This window comes from Streptomyces tropicalis, from assembly GCF_029269835.1.
GTDB lineage: Bacteria > Actinomycetota > Actinomycetes > Streptomycetales > Streptomycetaceae > Streptomyces > Streptomyces tropicalis.
In genome coordinates this window covers 1-7,809 of record NZ_JARJBB010000053.1, presented here as the reverse complement: position 1 = coordinate 7,809, position 7,809 = coordinate 1, and the positions used below count along the sequence as shown (strand labels likewise).

The window sequence follows — 7,809 nt, the reverse complement described above, 5'->3', positions numbered from 1 at the left end:
CCCACGTCATGCACTTCCACAACCCGCTCGGCCCCGAGTACGGGTACGACTGGGACATCACCGACCGCGCAGCGCAGCAGGTCCTCACCGGCACGCTGCGGCTCGGAGCAGCCGACACAGCCCACCGCATTCACACCCTCCTGAACATCCTGAACTGAGAGCACCCACCCGCTCCGGTCCAACCCCACAGGACGAGCCCGCCTCGTCCCGCCCGCTCCACCGGCTGCCTCACCTCGGGCCCGCACACCTTCGTGCGGGCCCGAGCGCCATTCCACGCCGCGCCCACAGACCCCTGCACCACCAACCGGAGCTGACCCGCGCCCCCGCGCAGGCACTACGGCGGTGGGAGTTGCGCCGCTTGGCAGGCGCCCTTCGACAGTGCGATCCACCGGGCCGCCGCTCCGCGGCGCGCCCGTCGTCACCGATCGACGACAGGAGCTCCATGTCCTCGCAATCCCCCCTTCAGATCACCGTCTACGAATCTCCCGAACACGAGCACCACGCCGTTCGCTGCGCCATCGAGTCCTTCGACCTCGCCACGGACTGGGGGATGCCCCCGAGCCGCACAAGGACCAAGGGCGCCCTCCGGCTCGGAGAGAGCTACGGCAACCACCACGCCCCCCTGGGGGCATCCGACGACCTGGCCGCACGACTGCGCAAGGACGCGCCGGACACCACGTTCATGCTCTGGCAGGACCCGTACTTCGAGGAGGCCGACGGCCACTACCTCGCGTACGTGCCCAGGGTCGGAGCCTTCGAGAGCTCGTGCAACGCCAACGGAAACCCGCACATCGACCTGTCCGACCTCATCGCCAGCCTGGCAGCGACCCCGACCCTGACGACCGCGCAGTGGCTCGCCGGCCCCGGGGCGACCGTCCTCGGCACGCGCGTGAGGGAGGCGATCGCCATCTACGAACAGGCCACCTTGGCCTCCTAGTTACCGGCTCGGGCGCACTACCGCGCCGTCAGGCGAGGCCGTTCCCCGGCAGGAACGGTCCTCGCCGTTGCACGTCACGTCCGAGCGGCATCGGCCGACCTCACCCACGCAGTTGCCCGTCTTGCCGCCTCCCGTCCGACGTTGGATGCGCGGCGGACAGCAGGCCGCACCCCCAGCCGACAAGGAGCACCTACTTCATGATCGACTCAGTCGTCACGAACGACCGCCGCAGGATCACCGTGGATCTGCCGAGCAACCGGCCCGTCGCCGACATGTTCGGTCGGCAGCGGGCCATCGCCCAGGTCACCCTCAGCTTCACCGACACCACCCTCAAGGCCGTCCGCCTCACCGCCGACGACGGCGAAGCCGCGTACGTCGACCAGTCCGACCTCAAGGACCCGATGACCTGGCCTGACTGGCTCAGCGACCTGGTCACCGAGCACCGCCCCGCCCCGTTCGGCACCGGGCAGCAGCTCGCAGCTGCACTCCTCGCTGCCCTGCGGGAGGAAGCCAAGGAACGCAGGACACACGCCGACGCCAGCGACGGCGCCCTGCTCGGCCGACTCGATGAGCTCGAGCCGACCGAGACCCTGAACGCACTGGACGAGCTCGGCCTGCTCACCGGCTCCCTGCTGCGCGCGGCCAAGGACACGTTGACACACCTCGACCCGCGCACCTACCGATCGCCGACGCACCAGCAGAACTGACCGCGCCACCTGCACCGACACAGGACGTCCCCGGAGCGGCCCCCAAACGGGCCGCTCCGGGGACGTCCTCTTGTGCTGCCACCCCCTCGCGCCAGCCGCTATCAGCCCGAGCAGTTGCGGGACTAACCCACCAGCCCGCCAGAGTCCCCCACGTCGGCGCACCAACGCGCCGCCTCGACTGAGAAGGGGGACCGTGTCCGAGTCCAATGACACGCTGGCCGCACTGCTGATCTTCGCCGCGTTCCTGCACATCCTCACCCTGCTGGGGATGTGCCTGCACACCGCACTCGCAGCGGACCAGCCCAACAACGACCCGGCACAGCAGCGGCCGCTCACAGCGCTGCTCCTTGGCCGCTCGCCCGTACAGCGCACGGGACGCAGCACGTTCATCAGCCGCCTCCTCGCGGTCGCGGGCCTGCTGCTCACCGCCACATCCGTCCTGAGCGTGGCGACAGAGGCGGCCCCCGCCTGGACCATCCTCCTGGCTGTGCTCGCCGCGACGGAACTGGCCAGCGCGTACGCCTGGCACAAGCCGGCCGGCGTGAGCACTACCAACGGGGCAGAGAAGCCCGACGAGGACCCTGAGCAGGCCACCGACTCCGACAACGAGGAGGCGACGAAGACGAAGGACCCCGGGTCGAGCTGACCGGGTTCATCCACCCGAAGACAGCGGCAGCTCGCCCCGCCGCAGAAGCGACGCTCCAGCGCCCCGGCACGGACACCTGGTCCGTGCCGGGGCGCCGCGCTATCGGCCTTGCGCCCCTAACTCCCCACCTGGCCACCGTTCGTGACGCCAGCCCGGGAGCACGCCCCGTGTTCCCGCCGCCACATCGACGCCAGACCTCAAGGGGAACTTGCCGTGAATGCCGCACACCTGATCACCACCGCCCGTGACGCCCTCACCACGCGTTCCACCCACGAGCGGGCCGTCCACACCCTGACCGTCACCACGACCCACGACCCCACCACCCACACCCTGACCTACGACAGCGAGAACGTGACCGTACGCCACGACGACGGCACCCGCGTCTCCATCGACCTCACCAACACCGAGTTCGCAGAAGACCTCGACGCCCTCGCCGAAGACCGCCTGGCGCGCTCCGGCTCCCTGGGCCCGCTCACCCTGCGACTCGGCCCCGGCCCGGCCACGCCACCGCCCACCGAACTCAGCGCACGCACCCGGCTGTTCATCCTCTCCATCCATGCCCGCGCCGCCGCGCACCGCCCCGGCCTGACCGTGAACCAGGTCCTCGACCTGACCACCCTGGCCTACGAGGCCAACGACATCGCCCGGCACGACAACACCCGCCCCCTTCCCCGGCTCGACCCCTACGAAGATCGCGCCGCCGCGCACGAGCTGCCGTTCCCGGATGAGGCGAACGCACCCTTCCTCCGCCAGACAGCCCGCCTCGCGGTGCGCACCATGAGCCACAACATGCAGCCCCGTCCCCTCGGGGTAGAGGTGCCCGCCGGGCACTTCAACGACACCCCGGCCTGGCTCGTCCACCAGGCCACCACCCGCTTCCGCGACGGTGCAACGAACCACGAGCCCCGCTACAACACCCCCGCTCTGCGAGCCGTCCTCCAGAGCCTCGCCGCCCTACGGACACCCGCCGCCGGAGATTGGCTCAGCCTCTACCTCACCGACCCGCCGGCCAACACCACCGGCTGCCCCCTGGACGCAGACCCCATCCCCGAGGGCGCCCCCGTTCACGCCACGATGCCGGGCGCCGTCATCACGGGCGAGCAGGTGCGGCGCATCGCCGACCTCCTCGAAGCCGACGAGTACGTGATCCAGCTGCGCGCCACGGGAACCTGGCACCTGCCCCACCACGACGAACCCGGGATCCTCACCCGCCGCCAGGTCGCCGCGACCCTGCGGCGTGCCCGGGACCGCAGCAGGCCGGGCACCATCCGGTTCAGCCGCGACAGCGACGGCACCGTCTACGTCTCGGACACCGCGCAGGCGGCGCGCTACCTGCCCACCACGCTCCTCCCGGACCACCGCGACGGGCACTGCCCCGGGTGCCATGCCCCCTACGCAACGCTCGGCGAGGGCCCCTGCGACCTGGCCGCCTGACACACCGACCGAGCCCCGGCCCGCAGCTCCTCGGCTGCGAGCCGGGGCCCGGCCGGTGCGCCGCCGCCCAGCGGCCCGTTCAACGACACCTCGTAGCCGACCGACGCGCGGCCTCCCCGCGCCATCCGCGCCCGCACACACCGCTTGGCCCTCGAAGACACCACCGCAACTCATGATGTCCAAGGAGACGACCGTGCCCAGCTCCGCCAACCCGCAGCCCGTTCACGCCCGCCCGGTCTCACCAGTGCTCGCGGACTACTTGCCCACCAACAACCTCGGCGAGTTCCCCACCTCGACGCCATGGTGCCAACGGTGGCGCGAGCGACGGCACTCCTTTCGGCACACCAGCACCGGAGGTTTCGACCCGCGTCACTACATCGTGGAGCCGCTCGCCGTGCGCACGGCCAAGGAGTTCGTCCTCCGGCACCACTACTCCGGTTCCTTCCCCTCCGCCAAGAAGACGTTCGGCCTGTTCAACGTCTCGGAGGGAGAACCGCGGCTGAGCGGGGTCGCCGTGTTCGGCCTCTCCGTCAGCAGGGCCGTGCTCGAGCGCGCACTGCCCGACTTGGAACCCAATGTGGCTGCGCTGGAGTGCTCGCGCTTCGTGCTGCTGGACGAGTGCCCGGCGAATTCCGAAAGCTGGTTCCTTGCCCGCACCTTTGACGCGCTGCTCGCCTCGGACGTACGAGGCGTAGTCTCCTTCGCTGACCCGGTACCGAGACGCACAAATGAGGGCAAACTGGTAGCAGTTGGGCACGCAGGAACGATTTATCAAGCGTCGAACGCGGCGTACACCGGCCGCGCCACGGCGCGGACAATCAAGCTGCTGCCGGACGGCACCGTGCTCAACGACCGATCCGCCCAGAAGGTAAGAAAGCAGGAGCAAGGGCACGAATACGTCGAAGCCAAGCTCATCTCTCTCGGAGCCCCGGCGCCCCGGGCCGGCTGCGACCCGGCCCTGTGGCTACGCGACGCCCTGCATGCCGTGGGCGCCCGGAACCTGCGCCATCGCGGCGCGCACCGGTACGTGTTCCGGCTCGGGAAGAACCAGCGCGAGCGCGACCGGATCACCCTCGGATACCCGGACCTGAAGCCTTACCCCAAGGGCTCCGACTCCTGCGACTGACCGGAACCAGGACATCGCGCCCAGCAACCACTGCGGCCCGCTCCGGCCCCGGCCGGGGGGGGCCGCCGCCCAAAGTCGCCGCAGAATGCGGTAGTTGCTGCCCTAACTGTGCCCTCGCCCAGTGTGCCGCTCGCCGGGGCCACGAGAGCCCCGGAACAACCGAGCCGGATGCGAGAGGCACACCACCATGACCAAACGCCGGAACTACACCCGCGAAGTGATCGCGCAGCGCGCCGCCGCCTACCAGGCCTATCGTGACCACCAGGGCGACGAGCACGACCGCCCGCCCATGCTCCGCGTGATGGCTGGAGTCGGCCCCGGGCTCCCCGTCGCCTACGAGCCGCGCAGCAAGTCAGACCCCCTGCCGTGGGTCGAGTACAACGGCGACACCGGCATCGGCAACTGGCGCTACAGCGGGCGCCAATGCTGGACCGCACCCGTCGAGAAGCACAACGAGATCATCGCCCAGCAGACCATTGCCCGGTCCGTGTACCGGCGCCTGGCCGCCGCAGGCATCGCCTGCGAAGGATGGGGCGACAGCGCGGGAACCCACGCCCGCTACACCTTCGCCGACAACTCCGAGGTCACATGGTCGGGCACCGACCTCTACGGAGCGGAGGTCTCCAACCACCACCCGATCGGCGAGCACGGATCCCTCGGCGCCCACTGGATGCAGCAAGAGCAGCACCCGTACCTGGAGGAGCTCCCCGACTTCGCCACGGGCAACTACGCCACCGACTCCGCCGCCCTGGTTGCCTGGATGATCGGCCTCGCCGACCGGCACGGCCGCCGCCACCAGGAGCACGCCACCAAGGAGGACACCGACGCAGCGCTCGCCTGGCAACAGGCCACCGGTGGATTCATCGCAACCGCTGCCGACTGCCTCAGGTACCGCTTCTACCCGGTCGACGGCCGTGCGACGCCCGCAGGGAGCCCGGGGGAGAACTGGCTCGCCGCCTACGAGGTGGCCACTCCCGTCTTCTTCCAGCAGCCCACAGGCACCACGCACTAACACCCACACCACGCGCGGCCCCCTCGCCCCGCCGGGGCCAGGGGGCCGCACTGCGCAGGCGGTTGCCCGGCTAACCCGCCGCCCCACCACGATCTGGCACACCGGGCAACGGCAGCCCTCGCCGTACTCCTGCCCCGGCCACCACCACATGCCAGCATCGACCGAAGGACCACCCCTGTGACCACCACCAACCACGGATCCGGCCACGACCAGCCGTCACCATCCCTCCCCGAAGACCGCAGGCTGGAACTGAGCCGCACCTCGGAGGAGCGCCACCGCCCCGTTACCGCCCGGGTCTACGTCTCTCCGATCACCTCACGCGCTGCCCTGCGCTGGGTGAACGCCGAAGGACACGACAGCCCGACCCTCTGGGAATCTGTCCGGCTGGACGGCACCCATGCGCACGCCCTGCGCGATGAGGTGCTGAACCTCGCCGGGGCCGTCCTGGCCAAGCGAGGCTTCAACTACGCGCGAGGCGCGTACTGGCAGCCCCCCTCCGGCGAGCCGGACGCAGCGCGACCGGCGACGTCCGAGGTCGCGGTCGTCCCCACCCGCGCGTACCTCGACCTCCAGGACCGCCGGTTCGGCCCCGTCCCCGAACTTCCCGAAGTGCCCGGGGTGACGTTCAAGACCACACAACGCGGCCAATGGTGGGCGACCGTCCCCGACGGCCGGACCTTCCTCCTGACGTGGACCCCGCATCTGGACGGCGACCGATGGATCGTATGGGGCGGCGACCAGCACTCCGATCTGATCCGTCCCGCCACCACGTCTATCGACAAGGCCCTGTTCGTCCTGCGTCACCCCTCACACGCCCGCCCCTGACGTCCACCCAGGGCCCCCCGGCGAGGAGGTGCCGCCCCAAAGGCCAGCGGTTGTCCCCGCCCGCTCGCAACCGAGCAACAGGCCCTGTGCCCGCGGTGATGCCGACCACCGGCGCCCTCGCCGGGGCCCATCCCGCCACCAACGGGCTGGGCCCCGGCACACCCTTCAGCCATGGCGGGCGTAACCCTCCCCGCATTCAAGGTCATGGCAGACAGCCACCGCGCCGCCCGCCCACGCCTCGACGGAGTCCCCTATGACACTGCGCTACAGCACCGAGAGCACCCTGTTGCCGACGAACGCCCCCGATCTGCTCGACTGGGCGGCCGCCCACATCGAGAACCGGGGCTTCTACGACGGGCGCGAAGGAGGCCGCTTCGGCAAGAACGGCACCACCATCCGGTACCTCGTTCCCAGCATGGTGGGCGCCTTCGACGTCGCGGCCGGCTACGGACGCCGCAGCAGCACGCGTACCTACGACTATCCGGCCCTGTACGCCGCCGAACGCCTCGCGCTCGATGTCGTGTCGGACTACCTCGCGGGCGGAGCCATGCCGCATGACCCCGACTGGGAGGACGAGAACCACCGGCGGTTCATCGTGCAGGACTGGGGACGGCGGGACGGCCGAACGCGTGACGAAGCAGCAGAGGCCTTCCGCCATGCCGCGCGCCTCGCCGAACGTGCCCAAGCCGCCGCCGTCCGCCCCGGGCGCCCACCCCGCCCACTGCACCCCATCACCGCATCCGGACTCCTCGAATGGGCCGCCGCCCACCTGGAGGACGTGACCATGAGGCCCGGAGGCCTGACGCACGACCCTGACGGATTCGCGAACACTGCCCCGTGCACTCTGCTGCACGCCGTCGACCGGGCACTACGCATCGCGAAACCGATCCCCGCCGACGGACACCTTCTCTTCCGCGCCTTCCACCAGGCCCAGGAGAGCGCACTTCAAGAACTGTCCAGCCGCCTGGCCGGACACGACATCACCGCAGGCCCCGACGAACCCGCCTACGACGTGGTTCGACGCCGACGCTCCACCATCCTGTCGTGGGGCAACCAGCCCGGCCGCGCCGAAGGCGAGGCGATCCAGGAGCTCCAAGCGGCGGCCCTCGCGGTGGCCGATGG

General features: G+C 70.5%; 8 protein-coding genes. All 8 read left to right on the top strand.

Features of this window, described 5'->3' with window-relative positions:
* Positions 1-442 precede the first annotated feature (442 nt).
* A complete protein-coding gene (locus tag P3H78_RS32510; protein ID WP_276112782.1) occupies positions 443-937 on the top strand; it encodes a hypothetical protein in 495 nt (164 codons plus the stop codon).
* A gap of 197 nt (positions 938-1,134) precedes the next feature.
* A complete protein-coding gene (locus P3H78_RS32505) occupies positions 1,135-1,644 on the top strand; it encodes a hypothetical protein (RefSeq protein WP_276112781.1) in 510 nt (169 codons plus the stop codon).
* A gap of 193 nt (positions 1,645-1,837) precedes the next feature.
* Positions 1,838-2,290 (top strand): hypothetical protein, encoded by a 453-nt coding sequence (locus tag P3H78_RS32500; RefSeq protein ID WP_276112780.1) that lies wholly within the window; start codon positions 1,838-1,840, stop codon positions 2,288-2,290.
* A gap of 213 nt (positions 2,291-2,503) precedes the next feature.
* Positions 2,504-3,724, top strand: a complete 1,221-nt coding sequence (locus tag P3H78_RS32495) for a hypothetical protein (RefSeq protein ID WP_276112779.1) — start codon at positions 2,504-2,506, stop codon at positions 3,722-3,724.
* Positions 3,725-3,917: 193 nt separating this feature from the next.
* Positions 3,918-4,850: a Mom family adenine methylcarbamoylation protein gene (locus P3H78_RS32490; RefSeq protein WP_276112778.1), complete on the top strand. Its 933-nt coding sequence runs from the start codon at positions 3,918-3,920 to the stop codon at positions 4,848-4,850.
* Positions 4,851-5,037: 187 nt separating this feature from the next.
* Positions 5,038-5,862: a hypothetical protein gene (locus tag P3H78_RS32485; protein WP_018520134.1), complete on the top strand. Its 825-nt coding sequence runs from the start codon at positions 5,038-5,040 to the stop codon at positions 5,860-5,862.
* A 177-nt stretch (positions 5,863-6,039) separates the two neighbouring features.
* Positions 6,040-6,687, top strand: a complete 648-nt coding sequence (locus tag P3H78_RS32480) for a hypothetical protein (RefSeq protein WP_276112777.1) — start codon at positions 6,040-6,042, stop codon at positions 6,685-6,687.
* Between the two features lie 253 nt (positions 6,688-6,940).
* On the top strand, positions 6,941-7,809 hold an 869-nt coding region (locus P3H78_RS32475; protein ID WP_276112776.1), incomplete at its 3' end, for a DUF6197 family protein.

Bases quoted from the DNA above. Each gene is read 5' to 3' on its own strand.
- P3H78_RS32485 (WP_018520134.1), top strand. From the start codon at position 5,038: ATGACCAAACGCCGGAACTACACCCGCGAAGTGATCGCGCAGCGCGCC.
- P3H78_RS32510 (WP_276112782.1), top strand. From the start codon at position 443: ATGTCCTCGCAATCCCCCCTTCAGATCACCGTCTACGAATCTCCCGAA.
- P3H78_RS32505 (WP_276112781.1), top strand. From the start codon at position 1,135: ATGATCGACTCAGTCGTCACGAACGACCGCCGCAGGATCACCGTGGAT.